The sequence below is a fragment of the Pseudonocardia kujensis genome, assembly GCF_021283305.1.
Taxonomy (GTDB): Bacteria; Actinomycetota; Actinomycetes; order Mycobacteriales; family Pseudonocardiaceae; genus Pseudonocardia; species Pseudonocardia kujensis.
The window spans coordinates 1-17946 of sequence record NZ_JAJSOK010000028.1 but is presented as its reverse complement, the minus strand read 5'-3'; the positions used below and the strand labels follow the sequence as shown (position 1 = coordinate 17946).

Below are 17946 nucleotides of genomic sequence, written 5' to 3'. Positions count from 1 at the left end.
GGTCGCGACCAGGGGATGATCAATATACGTCGCGCACGTAACGCCCGTCGGCGACCAGCTGCTTCACGTAGGCCGCGGTGCGGTCGGCGTCCAGGCCCCCGTGCGCCGCGACCACGTCGCGCAGCGCGAGGTCCACGTCCTTGGCCATCCGCCCGGCGTCGCCGCAGACGTAGAAGTGCGCGCCGTCGGCGAGCCAGCGCCACAGCTGCGCGCCGTGCTCGCGCATCCGGTCCTGCACGTAGACCTTGTGCCGCTGGTCGCGGGAGAAGGCGACGTCGAGCCGGGCCAGCGTGCCGTCGGCCCGCATGCCCTCCAGCTCCTCCCGGTAGTAGAAGTCCGTCGCGCGGCGCTGCTCGCCGAAGAACAGCCAGTTCGGCGCCGTGTGCCCGCGCGCCCGCCGGTCCTCGAGGAAGCCGACGAACGGGGCCACCCCGGTCCCCGGCCCGACCATGATCATCGGGGTGGTCGGGTCGGCGGGCGGGCGGAACCGGGGTGACGACCGCACCAGCACCGGCGTGGGCACCTCGCCCGCCGCGTCGGCGAGGAACGTGGAGCACACGCCGCGGCGGGCGTGACCGTGCCGGCTGGTGAACCGGACCACCGACACGGTCAGCGAGACGGCGTCGGGGCTGGTCAGCGGGCTGGAGGAGATCGAGTACTGACGCGGCTGCAGGGCGGTCAGGGTGTCCGCCCACTCCTGCGCCGAGGCCCGCACCGGGAACTCGGTGAGGACGTCCGGGGCCTGCCGGTCCCACGTCCAGCGCGCGAGGTCGGTGCCGTGGCCGGCCCGCAGCAGCTCCTTGAGCACACGGTCACCCGTGCGCTCGGCGACGAACCCGAGCAGGGCCGGGGAGATCCGCGTGATGTCGAGGTGCCGGCCCAGCGCCTCGGCGAACGCCATGTCCTCGCCGCGCACGGTCACCGCGTCGTCGGCGGGCAGGCCGGTCAGCTCCAGCCACTCCTCGACCAGGTCGGGGTGGTTGACGGGCCGGACGCTGAGCGCGTCGCCCGCTTCGTAGGCGAAGCCCCGGTCCCCGGCCAGGGTGAAGCGGCGGATCTCCTTCGCCGAGCCGGGCAGGCTCAGCAGCCGGGTCTCGCGCAGGGTGGCGTCGACGGTCGCGGGTGCCGGCTCGGCGGCCGGTGCCGGCGGTGCGACCGGCCGGGTGGTCGCCGGGGCCCGATCGGGACCGTCGTCGGCGGTCAGCAGCCCCACGACCTGCTCGGTCCACGCGGCTGCGGGGGCCTCGAAGTCGGGGTCGCAGTCCACGCGGTCGAGCAGCCGGGTGCCGCCCAGCTCGGCCAGCCGCGCGTCGACCCGGCGGCCGTGCCCGCAGAACTCCGAGTAGCTCGGGTCGCCGAGCGCGAGGACCGCGAACCGGACGTCCGGCAGGCGCGGACGCTCGGCCGCGAGCTCCGCCCAGAAGTCCGTCCCCACGTCCGGGGAGTCGCCGTCGCCGAACGTGCTGGTGACCACGAGGAGGTCGGCGTTCGGGGGGAGGGCGTCCGGACAGGTGTCACCCATGCAGACCAGTCGTGGACGCCGCCCCGCGGCGGTGAGTCGCGCGGCGACCGTGGCGGCCACGGCCTCGGCGTTGCCCGTCTGGGAGGCCCAGAGGACGAGCAGGGGCCGCCCGTCGTCCGCCGCCTCGCCCACCGGCTCCGCGGGCTCCCCGGACCCCGTGGGCTCGCCGGCCGCCAGCCGTGAGAACGTGCCGGCGAGCATCCCGTTGATCCACGCCGCCGTGTCGGTCCCCACCGGTGCCCCGGACGGCAGGACCGGCACGCCCGGCGCACCGCCCCGCTCGACGCCGGCGAGGAAGCCGGCGAGGTAGCGCCGTTCGGCCCCGGTCAGCACCGGCGGGGTGAGGTCGAGCCCGAGGGCCGCCCCGACCCCTCGCGGGCCCTCGTCCGCGGGCGCAGGGGGCTCGGCGGTCGCGACCCTCTCCAGCGCGACCGCGCACGCCTTGAGCTCGGGCTGCAAGGAGGCGGGGTCGACGGCGTCGTTGGTCACCGCGTTCACCGCGAGGTCCTCGCCGAACAGGTCGCTCCAGTGGAAGGGCGCCCAGCACGTGCCGGGCCGCATGCGGTCGGTCACCACGGCGGGCAGCACCGCACGGCCGCGCCGCGACACGACGGCGACCCGGTCCCCGTCGGCGATGCCCGCGGCCTCGGCGTCGGCCGGGTAGATCTCGACGAACGGGCCGGGGTCGAGCCTGTTCAGCGTCGGGACCTTGCCGGTCTTGGTCAGCGTGTGCCACTGGTGCTGCAGCCGGCCGGTGGTGAGGACGAGCGGGTGCTCGTCGTCGGGCAGCTCGGCCTGCGGCATGTGCGGGCGGGGCAGGAACTGCGCCCGGCCCGACGGCGTGGCGAAGGACAGCCGGCCCTCGCCCCGCCGGTGCTGGCTGACCCCGTCGTTGAGATAGCGGACCGGGTTGCGGTCCGGCCCGTCCGGTGCGGCCGGCCACTGCACGGGGGTGGCGCGCAGCCGCTCGTAGGTCACGCCCCGGACGTCGTACCCGGTGGCGGGGTTCCAGGCCTGCTTGAGCTCCTCGAAGACCTCCTCGGCCGAGGAGTAGGTGAAGTGCTCCGCGTAGCCCATCGCGCAGGCGACCCGCGCGATGATCTGCCAGTCCGGGAGCGCCTCGCCCGGAGGCGTGACCGCGGGCCGCAGCAGCGTCAGGTTCCGCTCGGAATTGATCATCACGCCCTCGACCTCGGCCCACATGGCCGCGGGGAGCACGACGTCGGCGTAGGGGTTGGTCTCGGTGGCCTCGAAGACGTCCTGGGTCACCACGAAGTCGCAGCGCTCGAGCGCGTCGATCACCACCCCGCGGTTCGGCACGCTCGCGACCGGGTTCGTGCAGACGATCCAGCAGGCCTTGATCTCGCCCGCGGCCATCCGCGCGAACATGTCGATCGTGCCGGTGCCGACGTCGGCGCGGATCGTCCCCTCCGGCACGGCCCACAGCTCCTCGACGAAGCGGCGGTCGCCGGCCGAGAGCACGGCGCGCTGGCCGGGCAGGCCGGGGCCCATGTAGCCCATCTCGCGCCCGCCCATGGCGTTGGGCTGGCCGGTGAGCGAGAACGGCCCGGAGCCGGTGCGGCAGATCGCGCCGGTGGCGAGGTGCAGGTTGACCAGGGCGTTCGTGTTCCAGGTGCCGTGCGTGCTCTGGTTGAGCCCCATCGTCCAGCAGCTCGTCCAGTTGGCGGCGCCGCCGATCAGCCGGGCCGCCTCGCGCAGGTCGGCCTCGGGCACGCCGGTGATCCCGGCGACGGCCGCGGGCCCGTAGTCGGCGAGGAACTCCGGCATCGCCTCCCAGCCCTCGGTGAACTCGGCGACGAACTCCTCGTCGACCGCGCCCTGCTCGACGAGCAGGTGCAGGAGCCCGTTGAGCAAGGCGAGGTCGGTGCCCGGCTCCAGCTGCAGGAACAGGTCGGCCTTCGCCGCGGTCGCGGTCCGGCGGGGGTCGACGACGATGAGCTTCGCGCCCTGCTTGACCCGGTCCATCATGCGCAGGAAGAGGATCGGGTGGCAGTCGGCCATGTTCGCGCCGACCACCAGGAAGACGTCGGCGTGGTCGAGGTCGGCGTACGAGCCGGGCGGGCCGTCGGAGCCCAGGGACTGCTTGTAGCCGGTGCCGGCGCTGGCCATGCAGAGCCGGGAGTTCGACTCGATCCACTTCGTGCGCCAGAAGCCCTTGGCGAGCTTCGTGGCGAGGTACTGGGCCTCGAGGGTCATCTGGCCGGAGACGTAGAGCGACAGCGCGTCGGGTCCGTGCTCGTCGAGGATCTCGCGCAGCCGGCGGGCGGTCTCGGCGATGGCGGCGTCGAGCGGGGTGGGCTCGGCCTCGGCGCCGCGCTCGGGCCGGCGCAGGGCGGTCCGCAGCCGGCCGTCGGCGACGAGCATCTCGGCGCTGTGCGCGCCCTTGGTGCACAGCCGGCCGGCGTTGGCGGGGTGCGCGGCGTCGCCGCGGACCTTGCGGATCCGGGTGGCCCCGTCCGGGCCGGGTTCGAGGTCCAGCACCATGCCGCAGCCGACGCCGCAGTAGGAGCAGACCGTCCGAACGCTGGTGAGCGGGCCGGGGTCCGGTGTGCCCACGCCTGAAGTCCTCCGTGCCGTCGCGCCTGACCTGCGCGGGTTCTCGTCACCCGCCCGGTCGACGCTAGGAACGGCGGATTGCCGTCAGGTCAGCGGGATCGGTCCGCCGTGTCACATCCCCCTCACCGTGGCGGGGGCCGGGGTGTGCGGGGGTGGGCCGGGTCACGCCCGAGCGGTGCGGCAGGGGACGGGGCTGCGGCAACGAGAACGGCCCCTCACCCAGTTCTGGGCTGGTGAGGGGCCGGTGTCGACTGTGGCACGGGTGGGTGCCCCCGGCAGGATTCGAACCTGCGCTCCCGCCTCCGGAGGGCGGTGCTCTATCCCCTGAGCTACGGGGGCGACTCCCGCTCGCCGCGTTCCCGCGGCGTGCAGGAGAACCCTACAACACCCTCCCGATCAGTTCTGCGGGAGGGGCTGCGCGCCGCGGGCGGCGAGCAGCTGCCGCATGAGGTCGACCTCGGAGGTCTGCGCGGAGAGCGCCTGCGCGGCCAGGTTGCGGACCTCCGGCAGGGCCGCGTGGCCGGCCGCGTACTGCAGCATGTCCGCGCCGCCGAGGTGGTGGCGCAGCATCAGCTGCAGGAACAGTGTGTCGAGCTGCGTGCCGCTCGCGGCCCGCAGGTTCTTCAGGTCCTCGTCGGTCGCCATGCCGGGCATCCGGGAGGCGCCGCCGGAGGACCCGCCGGACATGGCGTGCCCGTGCCCCGCGTCCCCGGGCTCCGCCATCCACGTCATGTACTGCCGGCCGGTGGGGAACGCCGGGGCGCCCCAGAGCCCGAGCCAGCCCTGCATGCGCCCGATCTGCTGCAGCTGTGTGGTCTCGATGTCGAACGCCAGCTGCTTGACCTGCGGGTCCGTCGTGTGGTCCCGGGCCCACGAGGCCATCTCGACGGCCTGCTCGTGGTGCACCGTCATGTCCTGTGCGAACCCGACGTCGACGGAGTCCGCCGACGGCGTGGTGGTCCCCGCGGAGCCCGGCAGGCCGACCAGCATCCCGGCGGCCCCGCCGATCAGCAACAGTGCCACGGCCGCCGCGATCACGACGAGCGGGCGGACCCACCCCGGCTCGCGGCGGCCGGGTCCGGCCACCACGTCCGGCTCGAGGTCCGTGGCCACCGGGCTCACCGGCCGCCCGGCACGGTGCTCGGGTCGGCCATCGTGCCGCCGGTCGTGCCGGCGCCGCGCTCGGCCACGATCGTGCCGCCGTTGATCTCCGAGACGGCCGGGGTCGGCTCGAACGGCGGCGGGGCGTCCTGGTCGAACGCGCCCGGGCCGAGGGCCTGACAGGTCGCGCCGATCTCCGGGTAGTTGTACTGGTTGCGGCGCAGCGCGGTGATGAACTGGTCGACCCGCGGGTCGTTCGCGTCGCTCAGCTTGAGCTGGTGGTTCCACGCCTGCAGCGAGATCGGCTGGTCGAGGCCCGGGTAGGGGGACATCACGGTGTAGGGCTGGCCGTCGACCTTCGCCGCCAGGGTGTCGAGCGCGGCCCCGCTGACCTGGTCGGGGTTGTAGGCGATCCACACGGCGCCGTGCTCGAGCGAGTGCACGAGGTTCTCCTGGCGCACCGGCGTCTTGTAGACGACGCCGGTGCACGCGGCCCAGTACTGGTCGTGGTCGCCGCCCATCGGCGGCGTGTGGGTGTAGGCGACCCGCGTCGGGCCGACGACGTGGCCCTGGCCGGCCCCGGTGTAGTTGTCCGTGATCACGCCGGCGATCTGCGCGGACGGGTCCTTGTTCGTGTCGCTCGGCGTGTAGGCGGCGAGGGCGTCCTGGGCGGCGCTGTTCTCGTTGCTGCGGTAGACCGCGTAGCCGAAGATCGCGCCGGCGAACAGCACGACGACCAGTACGCCCGCGATCAGGCCCCACGGCGTCGACCGCTGGGTGACGACCGAGTTGCGGGCCTTGTTCCGACTCGCCTTGCTGCTCTTGCCGCTGGCCATGAACCGTCCAGTTGATCGGGGGTCGAGGGCGACCTCACCCAATTGGCGGTCGCGGCCCCGCAGTCTAGGAGCGCCGCCTGAGAAACCGCCGAGTGCCACCTCCTATCCTCGTGGGGTGACTCCCGACGTGCTCGCCGACCTGGTCCGTGTCGCCGCGCTGGACGTGCTGGCCGCGCGCGGTCTGGCCGCGGACGCGCTGCCCGCCGACGTGGGCGTCGAGCGACCCCGCAACCCCGAGCACGGCGACTACGCGACCAACGTCGCGCTGCGCACGGCGAAGAAGGCCGGCGTCGCCCCGCGGGACCTCGCGGGCTGGCTGGCCGAGGACCTCGCGGGCCGCGCGGGGATCGCCTCGGCCGAGGTCGCCGGGCCGGGCTTCCTCAACCTGCGGCTGGCGGCCGACGCGCAGGGCGCGCTGGTCGGCGAGGTGCTGGCGGCGGGGGAGTCCTACGGCACCGGCGACGAGTACGCCGGGCGCAACGTGAACCTCGAGTTCGTCTCCGCCAACCCCACGGGCCCGCTGCACCTGGGCGGTACCCGCTGGGCCGCGGTCGGCGACGCGCTGGGCCGGGTGCTCACCGCGCGGGGCGCCAAGGTCACCCGCGAGTACTACTTCAACGACGCCGGCGCGCAGATCGACCGGTTCGTCGCCTCCCTGGTCGCCGCGGCGAAGGGCGAGCCCGCGCCGGAGAACGGCTACGGCGGCGCCTACATCGCCGACATCGCGAAGCGGGTCGTCGAGGCCGAGCCGGGGGCGCTCGACTCGCCGGAGCGGGACGAGATCTTCCGGCGCGTCGGCGTCGGGCTCATGTTCGCCGAGATCAAGCAGGACCTGCACGAGTTCGGCACGGACTTCGACGTCTGGTTCCACGAGAACGCGCTGCACGAGTCCGGCGCGGTCGACACCGTCGTCCAGCAGCTCAAGGACTCCGGCGCGCTGTACGAGGCGGACGGCGCCTGGTGGCTGCGGTCGAAGGACTACGGCGACGACAAGGACCGCGTCGTGATCAAGAGCGACGGCCGCCCCGCCTACATCGCCGGCGACCTCGCCTACCTGCGGGACAAGCGGGCGCGCGGCTTCGACCTGTGCATCTACATGCTCGGCGCCGACCACCACGGCTACATCGCCCGACTCAAGGCGGCGGCCGCCGCGTTCGGCGACGACCCCGCGGTCGTCGAGGTGCTCATCGGCCAGCTGGTGAACCTCGTCAAGGACGGGCAGCCGGTCCGGATGAGCAAGCGGGCGGGCACCGTCGTCACGATGGAGGACCTGGTCGAGGCCGTGGGCGTCGACGCCGCGCGGTACTCGCTGATCCGCTCGTCGGTCGACTCCGCCCTGGACATCGACCTCGACCTGCTGGTCAAGCGCAGCAACGACAACCCGGTCTTCTACGTGCAGTACGCGCACGCCCGGCTGGCCTCGCTCGCCCGCAACGCCGCGGACCTCGGCGTCGAGCCGGGCACGGAGTACGGGCTCCTCGAGCACCCGCGCGAGGGCGACCTGATCCGCACGCTGGGCGAGTTCCCGGAGATCGTGCGCGCCGCCGCCGAGCTGCGCGAGCCGCACCGGGTCGCGCGCTACCTCGAGGCCCTGGCCAGCGCGTACCACAAGTTCTACGACAGCTGCCGCGTCCTGCCGATGGGCGACGAGGAGGTCACCGAGCTGCACCGCGCCCGGCTCGGCCTCTGCGTCGCCGCCCGGCAGGTGCTGGCGAACGGACTCGGGCTGCTCGGCGTGAGCGCACCGGAACGGATGTGAGGACGGACCCGTGAGAGCGCACCCCGCCGGCCCGCTGCACGGCGGCATCCAGGCGCCGCCCGAGACCGCCGGCCCCCGCCCGACCGGCGCCGCCGAGCTCGACCACCTCGCCCCGGCCGTGTGGCCGCGCAACGCCTCCCGCGGCGCCGACGGGGCCCTGCGCGTCGCCGGCGTCGACGTCCGCGAGCTGGCCGAGCAGTTCGGCACCCCGCTGTTCGTGGTGGACGAGGGGGACTTCCGGTCCCGCGCGGCCGAGTTCGCCGCCGCGTTCGGCGCGGAGTCCGTGCACTACGCGGCCAAGGCCTTCCTGAGCACCGAGATCGCGCGCTGGGTGGCCGACGAGGGCCTGTCGATGGACGTCGCCAGCGGCGGCGAGCTGGCCGTGGCCCTGCGGGCCGGCTTCCCGCCCGAGCGGATCGCGATGCACGGCAACAACAAGTCCGTCGCCGAGCTGACCGCCGCCGTGGAGAGCGGGGTCGGGCGCGTCGTGCTCGACTCCTTCCACGAGATCGTCCGGCTCGACGCGGTGGCGGCCGAGCGGGACGTCGTCCAGCCGGTGATGATCCGGGTGACCGTGGGCGTCGAGGCGCACACCCACGAGTTCATCGCGACGGCGCACGAGGACCAGAAGTTCGGGTTCTCCCTGGCCGGCGGCCCCGAGTCCGACGCCGCCGAGGCGGCCCGCCGCGTGCTCAAGGCCGGCAACCTGCGCCTCGTCGGGCTGCACAGCCACATCGGCAGCCAGATCTTCGACACCGAGGGCTTCGAGGTGGCGGCGCACCGCGTCGTCCGGCTGCTGGCCGACCTGCACCGCGAGCACGGCGCCGACGCCCTCGCCGACCTCACCACCCTCGACCTGGGCGGCGGCATCGGCATCGCCTACCGGCCGGACGAGGACCCGCTGTCGATCCCGGCGCTGGCGAAGGAGCTGCGCGGGATCGTCGAGCGCGAGTGCGAGGCCGCGGGGCTCGACCTGCCGGAGGTCGCCGTGGAGCCCGGGCGCGCCATCGCCGGCCCCGGCGGGATCACGCTCTACGAGGTCGGCACGCTCAAGGAGGTCCCGCTCGGCGTCGGCGCCCGGCGCTACGTCAGCGTCGACGGCGGGATGAGCGACAACATCCGCACGGCCCTCTACGACGCGCTCTACGACTGCCGGCTCGTGTCGCGGGCGTCGGCCGTCGACTCGCTGCCCGGCGGCGACCGGCCCGCGCTCTCGCGGGTGGTCGGCAAGCACTGCGAGTCCGGCGACATCGTGGTGCGGGACTGCTGGCTGCCCGCGGACCTCGCGCCGGGCGACCTGCTGGCCGTGGCCGCGACCGGCGCCTACTGCTACTCGATGGCCAGCTCGTACAACCGGCTGCCGCGGCCGGCCGTCGTCGCGGTCCGCGACGGCGAGGCGCGGGTGATCCTGCGCCGGGAGACCGACGAGGACCTGTTCCGGCTCGAGGTCGGCCCGTGAGGGTGGGCACCCCGGACTGTCGCGCGGGGCGCCGAGCAGGGATGATCCCCGGTCGGGCCCGGGCCGTCGCGCCCGCCGGGACCGCCCGCACCACCGTGTCAGGAGGATCGTCGTGACGTCAGACGCGCCCGTGCGGGTCGCGCTGCTGGGCTGCGGGACCGTCGGGTCCGAGGTCGTCCGGCTGCTCGAGGACCAGGCGGGGGACCTCGCGGCCCGCGTCGGCGCGCCCGTCGAGCTCGCCGGGGTGGCCGTGCGCCGCCCGCACCGGCACCCGACGCTGAACCCCGGCCTGGTGACCACGGACGCCTCCGCGCTGGTCACCCGGGACGACGTGGACGTCGTCGTCGAGGTCGTCGGCGGGATCGAGCCCGCGCGCACCCTGCTGCTGCAGGCGATCAAGGCGGGCAAGTCCGTGGTCACCGCGAACAAGGCGCTGCTCGCCGAGGACGGGGCCACGCTCGCCGAGGCCGCGGACGGCGCGGGCGTCGACCTCTACTACGAGGCCTCCGTGGCCGGCGCGATCCCGCTGCTCCGCCCGCTGCGCGAGTCGCTGGCCGGCGACCGGATCACCCGCGTGGCCGGGATCGTCAACGGCACCACCAACTTCATCCTCTCCGCGATGAGCGCCTCGGGTGCCGGCTACGCCGAGGCCCTCGAGGAGGCCACCCGGCTCGGGTACGCCGAGGCCGACCCGAGCGCCGACGTCGACGGCTACGACGCCGCCTCCAAGGCCGCGATCCTCGCGACGATCGCCTTCCACACCCGGGTCACCGCGGCCGACGTGCACTGCGAGGGCATCCGCCGGGTCACCGCGGCGGACATCGCCGCCGCCCGCGGGCTCGGCTGCGCGATCAAGCTGCTCGCGATCTGCGAGCGCGTCCCCGGCTCGGGCGGCGCGCCGGAGTCGGTGTCCGCGCGCGTCTACCCGGCGATGATCCCGCTCAGCCACCCGCTGGCGGGGGTGAACGAGGCGTTCAACGCCGTGTTCGTCGAGGCCGACGCCGCCGGTCAGCTCATGTTCTACGGCCAGGGCGCGGGCGGCGCGCCCACCGCCAGCGCCGTGCTGGGCGACCTGGTCGCCGTGGCCCGCAACCGGGTCGGCGGCGGGCGCGGGCCGCGCGAGTCCGCCTACGCGAGCCTGCCCGTGCTGCCGATCGGCGACGTGCACACCCGGTACCACGTGAGCCTCGAGGTCGCCGACCGCGCGGGCGTGCTGTCCGCGGTCGCGGGGGAGTTCGCGCGGCGCGGGGTGAGCATCGCCGCGGTGCGCCAGACCGGCGGCCGCGAGGACGGGGACGTGCCGGAGGCCGAGGCCGCGGAGACGGCGCAGGCCGCGCGCCTGGTCGTCGTGACGCACGGGGCGCCGGACTCCGCGCTGCACGCGACGGTCGAGGCGCTGGCCGGGCTCGACGTGGTCCGCGGCGTGGAGAGCGTGCTGCGCGTGGAGGGGCTGGGCCGTCCGGTCAGCACCCTCGGCGTGGCCGGATGAACGCGCGGGCGAGCGTCGCGCGATGACGGGAGAGACTGTGAGCACCGCCGTGAACCGGCTGGCCCCCTGGCCGGGCGTGATCGAGGCCTACCGCGACCGGATGCCCGTCGGGCCGGACTGGGAGATCGTCACCCTGGCCGAGGGCGGCACCCCGCTGCTGCCGGCGCCGGTGCTGTCCGAGCGCACCGGCTGCGAGGTGTACCTGAAGGTCGACGGCCTCAACCCCACCGGGTCCTTCAAGGACCGCGGGATGACCATGGCCGTGACCGCGGCGCTCGCCGAGGGCAAGCAGAGCGTGCTCTGCGCGTCGACCGGCAACACCTCCGCCTCCGCCGCCGCGTACGCCGCCCGCGCCCGGATGACCAGCGCCGTGCTGGTGCCGCGGGGCAAGATCGCGCTGGGCAAGCTGGCCCAGGCCGTCGCGCACGGGGCCCGGATCCTGCAGATCGACGGCAACTTCGACGACTGCCTCGAGCTCGCCCGCAAGACCACCGCGGACTACCCGGCGATCGCGCTGGTCAACTCGGTGAACCCGACCCGGATCGCGGGCCAGGCCAGCGCGGCCTACGAGATCTGCGACGCCCTGGGCCGCGCTCCCGACGTGCACTGCCTGCCGGTGGGCAACGCGGGCAACATCACCGCGTACTGGAAGGGCTACCGCGGCTACCACGCCGACGGGTTGATCTCCGCGCTGCCGCGCATGTTCGGCTTCCAGGCCGCCGGCGCCGCGCCGCTGGTCGAGGGCGCGCCGGTGAAGAACCCCGAGACCATCGCCACGGCGATCCGGATCGGCGCGCCGGCCTCGTGGAACGGCGCCGAGACCGCCCGCGAGGAGTCCGACGGCCGGTTCGCCGCCGTCACGGACGACGAGATCCTGGCCGCGCACCGGCTGCTGTCCACGCGCGAGGCGGTGTTCGTGGAGCCGGCCTCGGCGGCGAGCGTCGCCGGGCTGCTGCAGGCCTCGGCCAACGGCTGGCTCGACCGGGGGCAGCTGGTCGTGTGCACCGTCACCGGCAACGGGCTCAAGGACCCGGACAGCGTGCTGGCCACCGCGCCGGCGCCGGAGATCGTGCCGATCGACCCGAGCGCCGTGGCCGCGGCCCTGGAGCTGGCCTGATGGGGCGCCCCACCGAGGTGCGGGTGCGGGTCCCGGCGTCGTCGGCCAACCTCGGGCCCGGCTTCGACTCGCTCGGGCTCGCGCTCGGCCTCTACGACGACGTCGAGGTCTGCGCCACCGCGGAGCCAGGCGTGCACGTCGAGGTCGAGGGCGAGGGCGCCGCCCAGGTGCCCTGTGACGAGACGCACCTCGTGGTGCGCGCCATGCGCACCGCGTGGGCGCTGTTCGGCGATGAGCCGGCGGGCCTGCGGATGCGGTGCCGCAACGCGATCCCGCACTCGCGCGGGCTGGGCAGCTCGGCCGCCGCCGCGGTGGCCGGCGCCGTCGCCGCCTGCGTGCTCTCCGGGCGCGACCCGAAGCTCGAGCAGGAGGCGTTGCTGCAGGTCACGGCCGGGATGGAGGGTCACGCGGACAACGCCGCGGCCAGCCTGCTCGGCGGGTTCGTGGTGGCCTGGGAGCAGGTCCAGGTCGTTCCGGGGGGTCGTCGGGGGGCGGAGACCCCCGACTGTGGGAACACCTCCGCCCGGTTCCACGCCGTCCGCCTCGACGTGCACGCCGGCATCGCGCCGGTCGCGCTCGTCGCCGGGGTCGAGTCCTCCACCAAGACGACCCGTGGCCTCCTCCCCGAGCTGGTCCCGCTGCCCGACGCGGCGTTCACCGGGAGCCGGACCGCGCTCTCCGTCCTCGCCTTCACCCAGCGGCCCGAGCTGCTGATGGCGGCCACGGAGGACCGGCTGCACCAGGGCTACCGCCGCCCGGCCTATCCGGAGTCCGCGGACCTCGTCGACGCGCTGCGCGCGCGCGGCGTGCCGGCCGCGATCTCCGGAGCCGGACCGACCGTCCTCGCGCTGACCTCGGCGGGAACGCTGCCCGAGGAGCTGGACACGACCGGGTTCACGGCGCTGCCGCTGCCCGTCGACACGCTCGGCGCGCAGGTCGAGATCGGCTGAGGTTTTTCCGGCCGACACGCCGGCCCCGACCGGGGGTGTTGTTGCCGCGGAACCGCCGACGGTCTACCCTCGGCTCCGCACGGCGATCCACGCGTCATCCGCGTGGCCTCTCGAGCCGGAACCCACTCACTGCAGTCCATGCGGTCGGAATCCGGACCGGACCGAGCGGCCTCTTCCCCGCGACCGTCGCACTGGTCGCCGCCCCTGCACATCGCCGACGGCGGCTCTCTTCATGCCGCCCCGGCGTCGTTGTCCGGCGGAGGAGCCGGACGTGACGTGTGGAATCCGCTGGTCCCGGCACCGCCCGCGGGCCGGTCAGGAAGGAACTTCGTGAGCGAGACCGATCTCGTCAGCACCCCGGCAACGGCAGAGGGTGCTGCCCCCAAGAGGCGGGGCGGACTGTCCGGAATGGTCCTCGCCGACCTTCGCCAGCTCGCCGGGGAGCTCGACATCCCGGGCATCGCCGGGATGCGGAAGGGCGACCTCATCGCCGCCATCAAGGAGAAGCAGGGCGCCGCGCCGGCGCGTCGGACCTCGAAGAAGGCCGCCGACGCCGACCAGCTCCCGCTCGACGGCGGCGAGGCCTCCGCGCCCGCCAAGCCGCGCCGCGCCCGCGCGGCCAAGGCCACCGCGGCCGAGGCGCCCGAGATGCCCGCGGCGCCTGCGGCGGACGCCGCCGCCGACACCGCCACCCCGGCCGAGAAGCCCGCCGAGGCCCCGGCCGAGCAGGCCGCCGAGGCCCCCGCCCCGACCCGGCGCCGCCGCGCGGCGAGCCGGCCCGCGGGCGCCCCGGACCCCAAGCCGACCCCCGGCGTCAACGGGGTCACCCCGGCCGCCGAGGTGACCGAACAGGTCAACGGGCACGCGCCCGAGCAGACCGCCAACGGTGCCGCCCCGGCCGCCGACCAGCCCGGCGAGACCGCCGCCACGGAGGGCGAGGAGGGCGGCCGCCGCCGGCAGACCCGCCGCCGCTCCGGTGTCGAGCCGCAGTCGGACACCCTCGAGGCGGTGGCCGCGAGCGTCGGCGCGCCCGAGAAGGAGAAGACCGACCGCGGCGAGCGGTCCGACCGCGACGGCGAGGGCGGCAACCGCAACCGCAACCGCAACCGCAACGAGCGGAACGAGGGCGGCGGACGCAACCGCAACGACCGGGCCGACCGCAACGACCGGGCCGACCGCAACGACCGGCCCGACCGGAACGACCGGGCCGACCGCAACGACCGGCCCGACCGGAACGACCGCGCCGACAACCGTGGCGACGGCCGGAACGAGCCGCGGGACTCCCGGGTCGACGACGACGGCGACGACGACGGCGACGGCCGCGGCCGCCGCGGCCGCCGGTTCCGGGACCGCCGGCGGGGCCGCGACCGCGACACGCGCGGCGGCGGTGACCGCACCGTCGACACCGAGGTGCGCGACGACGACGTCCTCCTCCCGGTGGCCGGCATCGTCGACATCCTGGACAACTACGCGTTCGTCCGGACCACCGGCTACCTGTCCGGCCCGAACGACGTCTACGTGTCGCTGTCGATGGTCCGCAAGCACGGCCTGCGCCGCGGCGACGCGATCACCGGCGCCGTCCGGCAGCCCCGTGAGGGCGAGCAGCAGCGGCAGAAGTTCAACCCGCTGGTGCGCATCGACACCATCAACGGGCGGGACCCGGAGTCGGGCAAGCAGCGGCCGGAGTTCACCAAGCTCACCCCGCTCTACCCGAACGAGCGGCTGCGCCTGGAGACCGAGCCGTCGAAGCTCACCACCCGGGTCATCGACCTGGTCATGCCGGTCGGCAAGGGCCAGCGCGCGCTGATCGTCTCGCCGCCGAAGGCGGGCAAGACGATGGTGCTGCAGTCGATCGCCAACGCGATCACCACCAACAACCCCGAGTGCCACCTCATGGTCGTCCTCGTCGACGAGCGGCCGGAGGAGGTCACCGACATGCAGCGGTCGGTGAAGGGCGAGGTCATCGCCTCGACCTTCGACCGCCCGCCGTCGGACCACACGGCCGTCGCCGAGCTCGCCATCGAGCGCGCCAAGCGGCTGGTGGAGCTGGGGCACGACGTCGTCGTCCTGCTGGACTCGATCACCCGGCTGGGCCGTGCCTACAACCTGGCCGCCCCCGCGTCGGGCCGGATCCTGTCCGGTGGTGTCGACTCGACCGCGCTCTACCCGCCCAAGCGGTTCCTGGGCGCGGCGCGCAACATCGAGGACGGCGGTTCGCTGACCATCTTCGCCACCGCGCTGGTCGAGACCGGCTCGACGATGGACACGGTGATCTTCGAGGAGTTCAAGGGCACCGGCAACGCCGAGCTCAAGCTGGACCGCAAGCTCGCGGACAAGCGGATCTTCCCGGCGATCGACGTCGACGCCTCCGGCACCCGGAAGGAGGAGCTGCTGATGTCCGCGGACGAGTTCGCGATCAGCGTCAAGCTCCGCCGGGTGCTGTCCGCCCTGGACCACCAGGCGGCGATCGACCTGGTCCTGGGCCAGCTCCGCAAGACCCGCACCAACATCGAGTTCCTCATGCAGGTCCAGAAGACCACGCCGGGGAACTTCGGCAACGAGGACTGACCCGCGTCGACGCACCCGGCCCCGGTGGGAATCCCCGCCGGGGCCGGGTGGTTGAATGGGTTCGTACGCATCCGGCTCCGGTTCACCCACATCCGGGGGCTCCGCCCCCGGAAACCCCCGAACAGCGAGGGGTGTGAGACCCGGCGGCCGATCTTCGAGAGGAACATCCCCATGCGTGAGGGCATTCACCCCCAGTACGTCGAGACCCAGGTCACCTGCGGCTGCGGCAACTCGTTCACCACCCGCAGCACCAAGACCAGCGGCGTGATGACCGTCGAGACCTGCTCCGCCTGCCACCCCTTCTACACGGGCAAGCAGCGGATCCTGGACTCCGGTGGCCGTGTCGCCCGCTTCGAGGCGCGCTACGGCAAGCGCAAGGCCGCCAAGTAGCTTCTCCGCCCGGCGCCCGTCCCCGTCTCCGGGGCCGGGCGCCGTTCGCATGTCAAGGGGTGACGACGAGGGAGAACGGGAGCACGTGGTGGCGGTGAGCAGCAGCGCGGCAGGTGTGGACGCGCTGATCGACGAGTACGCCGAGCTGGAGGCCCGGCTGGCCGACCCGGCCGTGCACGCCGACGCGGCCACGGCCCGCAAGCTCGGCCGGCGCTACGCCGAGCTCGGCCCGGTCGTCGCCGTGGCCCGCGAGCTGGCCGGGGCGCGGTCGGACGAGGCCGCCGCCCGCGAGCTGGCCGCCGAGGACCGGGCGTTCGCCGAGGAGGCGGACGAGATCGCGGCGCGGATCCCGGCCCTGGAGGCGCGGCTCGCCGAGCTGCTGGTCCCGCGCGACCCGCACGACGGCGACGACGTCGTCATGGAGGTCAAGTCCGGCGAGGGCGGCGAGGAGTCGGCGCTGTTCGCGGGTGACCTCGTGCGGATGTACACGCGCTTCGCCGAGCGCCACGGGTGGAAGGTCGAGGTGCTCGACGCCGTCACCTCCGACCTCGGCGGGTACAAGGACATCACCCTGATCCTGCGGTCCCGCACACCCACCGCCGACGGGGTGTGGTCGGCGCTGAAGTTCGAGGGCGGGGTGCACCGTGTGCAGCGCGTCCCGGTCACCGAGTCGCAGGGGCGCATCCACACCTCCGCGGCCGGCGTGCTCGTCTACCCCGACACCGGGGAGGACGCCGAAGTCGAGATCGACGAGAACGACCTCCGGGTCGACGTCTTCCGCTCGTCCGGGCACGGCGGGCAGAGCGTCAACACCACGGACTCCGCGGTGCGGATCACGCACCTGCCCACCGGGATCGTCGTGAGCTGCCAGAACGAGCGCTCGCAGCTGCAGAACCGGGCCCGCGCCATGGAGGTGCTGCGCTCGCGGCTGCAGGCGCTGCACGAGGCCGAGCAGGCGGCGGCGGCGTCGGCGGAGCGGAAGTCGCAGGTCAGGACGGTCGACCGGTCCGAGCGCATCCGGACCTACAACTTCCCGGAGAACCGGATCTCCGACCACCGGGTCGGCTACAAGGCGCACAACCTCTCCGCGGTGCTCGACGGGGACCTCGACGACGTCGTCGCCGCCCTGTCCCGGGCCGACCGGGCCGAGGCGATCGCCGCCGCCGAGGAGGGTGCGTGAGGCGGGTGCGTCCCGGGGCCGTCCTGCGCGCGGGGTGCGCGTGAGCCGGCAGTCGCTGCGCGTGGCGATCGCGGAGGCCGAACGGGCGCTGGCGGGCGCGGGCATCGAGTCACCCCGGGCGGAGGCGGAGTTCCTGGCCTCGTACGTCGTCGGCGTGCCCCGCGGGCGGCTGATGCTGCACCCGCTCGTCGACCCGCCGCAGGTGGAGGAGCTGCGCCGGCTCGTCGCCCGACGCACCACCCGGGAGCCGCTGCAGCACGTCCTGGGCACGGCGGTGCTCGGACCGGTCGAGGTCGCCGTCGGGCGCGGGGTCTTCACGCCGCGCCCGGAGACCGAGCTGCTCCTCGAGTGGGGCCTGCGCGAGCTGCGCGCGGTGGAGAACCCGCTGGTCGTGGACCTGTGCACCGGCTCGGGGGCGCTCGCCCTCGCCTTTGCCGAGAGCCGGCCCGACGCGCGGGTGCACGCCGTCGACATCGATCCCGGCGCCCTGAGCTGGGCGCGGCGCAACATCGCGGCGCACGGCGACCGCGTGACGCTGCACGCCGCCGACGTCCGCTGGCGGGACCCGCTGCCCGAGCTCGAGGCCCGCGTCGACCTCGTGGTGTGCAACCCGCCGTACGTGCCGGAGGGCACCCCGGTGCCGCCCGAGGTCGCCGACTGGGACCCGGCCGTCGCCGTCTTCGGCGGAGCCGACGGGCTCGCCCTCATCCCCGCGGTGATCTCCCTGGCCGCGACCCTGCTGCGCTACGGCGGCGGGCTCGCGATCGAACACGACGACACCCACGGCGAGGCCGTCCCGGCCCTGCTCCGGCGCCGCAAGGTGCTCACGGACGTCCAGGAGCACCGCGACCTGGGCGGCCGCCCCCGCTTCGCCACCGCCCGCCGCACCACCCCCGCCTGACCCCGCCGGCCGGCCCCGCCCCCCCGCGAGTCGCGAGTTCTAGCAGCGCGAGTCGGGACTTCCGGGCTGCCGAGTCGCGCGCTCACCACCGCCGAGG

General features: G+C 74.5%; 12 protein-coding genes and 1 tRNA gene. 9 read left to right on the top strand and 4 right to left on the bottom strand.

All coding sequences use genetic code 11. The features are described 5' to 3' along the window. Positions 1-19: 19 nt before the first annotated feature. The 4 genes from LWC35_RS20160 to LWC35_RS20145 all read right to left on the bottom strand — a co-directional run bounded on the left by LWC35_RS20160 (position 20) and on the right by LWC35_RS20145 (position 6036). Entirely contained in the window at positions 20-4099 is a 4080-nt protein-coding gene (locus LWC35_RS20160; protein WP_232871717.1) for a bifunctional nitrate reductase/sulfite reductase flavoprotein subunit alpha, read from the bottom strand. A gap of 267 nt (positions 4100-4366) precedes the next feature. Continuing rightward, a tRNA-Arg gene (locus tag LWC35_RS20155) sits at positions 4367-4438 on the bottom strand. Positions 4439-4495: 57 nt separating this feature from the next. Further along, positions 4496-5212: a DUF305 domain-containing protein gene (locus tag LWC35_RS20150; RefSeq protein WP_232871716.1), complete on the bottom strand. Its 717-nt coding sequence runs from the start codon at positions 5210-5212 to the stop codon at positions 4496-4498. Positions 5213-5217: 5 nt separating this feature from the next. Next, positions 5218-6036, bottom strand: a complete 819-nt coding sequence (locus LWC35_RS20145; RefSeq protein ID WP_232871715.1) for a thioredoxin-like domain-containing protein — start codon at positions 6034-6036, stop codon at positions 5218-5220. Positions 6037-6151: 115 nt separating this feature from the next. Here LWC35_RS20145 and argS point away from each other — a divergent pair, with 115 nt between their 5' ends. The 9 genes from argS to prmC all read left to right on the top strand — a co-directional run bounded on the left by argS (position 6152) and on the right by prmC (position 17849). After that, on the top strand, positions 6152-7795 hold the full coding sequence (gene argS, locus LWC35_RS20140; protein WP_232871714.1) for an arginine--tRNA ligase: 1644 nt from the start codon (positions 6152-6154) through the stop codon (positions 7793-7795). A 10-nt stretch (positions 7796-7805) separates the two neighbouring features. After that, positions 7806-9254 (top strand): diaminopimelate decarboxylase, encoded by a 1449-nt coding sequence (lysA, locus tag LWC35_RS20135; protein WP_232871713.1) that lies wholly within the window; start codon positions 7806-7808, stop codon positions 9252-9254. A 112-nt stretch (positions 9255-9366) separates the two neighbouring features. Then, positions 9367-10743 (top strand): homoserine dehydrogenase, encoded by a 1377-nt coding sequence (locus LWC35_RS20130; protein ID WP_232871712.1) that lies wholly within the window; start codon positions 9367-9369, stop codon positions 10741-10743. A gap of 22 nt (positions 10744-10765) precedes the next feature. Further along, positions 10766-11860, top strand: coding sequence for a threonine synthase (gene thrC / locus LWC35_RS20125; protein ID WP_232871711.1), 1095 nt, complete (start codon positions 10766-10768; stop codon positions 11858-11860). Further along, positions 11860-12810, top strand: a complete 951-nt coding sequence (gene thrB, locus LWC35_RS20120) for a homoserine kinase (RefSeq protein ID WP_232871710.1) — start codon at positions 11860-11862, stop codon at positions 12808-12810. Before thrC ends, thrB begins: the two co-directional genes overlap by 1 nt. Before the next feature lie 330 nt (positions 12811-13140). After that, positions 13141-15378, top strand: coding sequence for a transcription termination factor Rho (gene rho / locus LWC35_RS20115; protein WP_372463072.1), 2238 nt, complete (start codon positions 13141-13143; stop codon positions 15376-15378). Positions 15379-15549: 171 nt separating this feature from the next. After that, positions 15550-15768, top strand: a complete 219-nt coding sequence (gene rpmE / locus LWC35_RS20110) for a 50S ribosomal protein L31 (RefSeq protein WP_232871709.1) — start codon at positions 15550-15552, stop codon at positions 15766-15768. A gap of 94 nt (positions 15769-15862) precedes the next feature. Further along, on the top strand, positions 15863-16948 hold the full coding sequence (gene prfA / locus LWC35_RS20105) for a peptide chain release factor 1 (RefSeq protein WP_372463071.1): 1086 nt from the start codon (positions 15863-15865) through the stop codon (positions 16946-16948). Between the two features lie 40 nt (positions 16949-16988). Then, a complete protein-coding gene (prmC, locus tag LWC35_RS20100) occupies positions 16989-17849 on the top strand; it encodes a peptide chain release factor N(5)-glutamine methyltransferase (RefSeq protein ID WP_232871707.1) in 861 nt (286 codons plus the stop codon). Positions 17850-17946 lie beyond the last annotated feature (97 nt).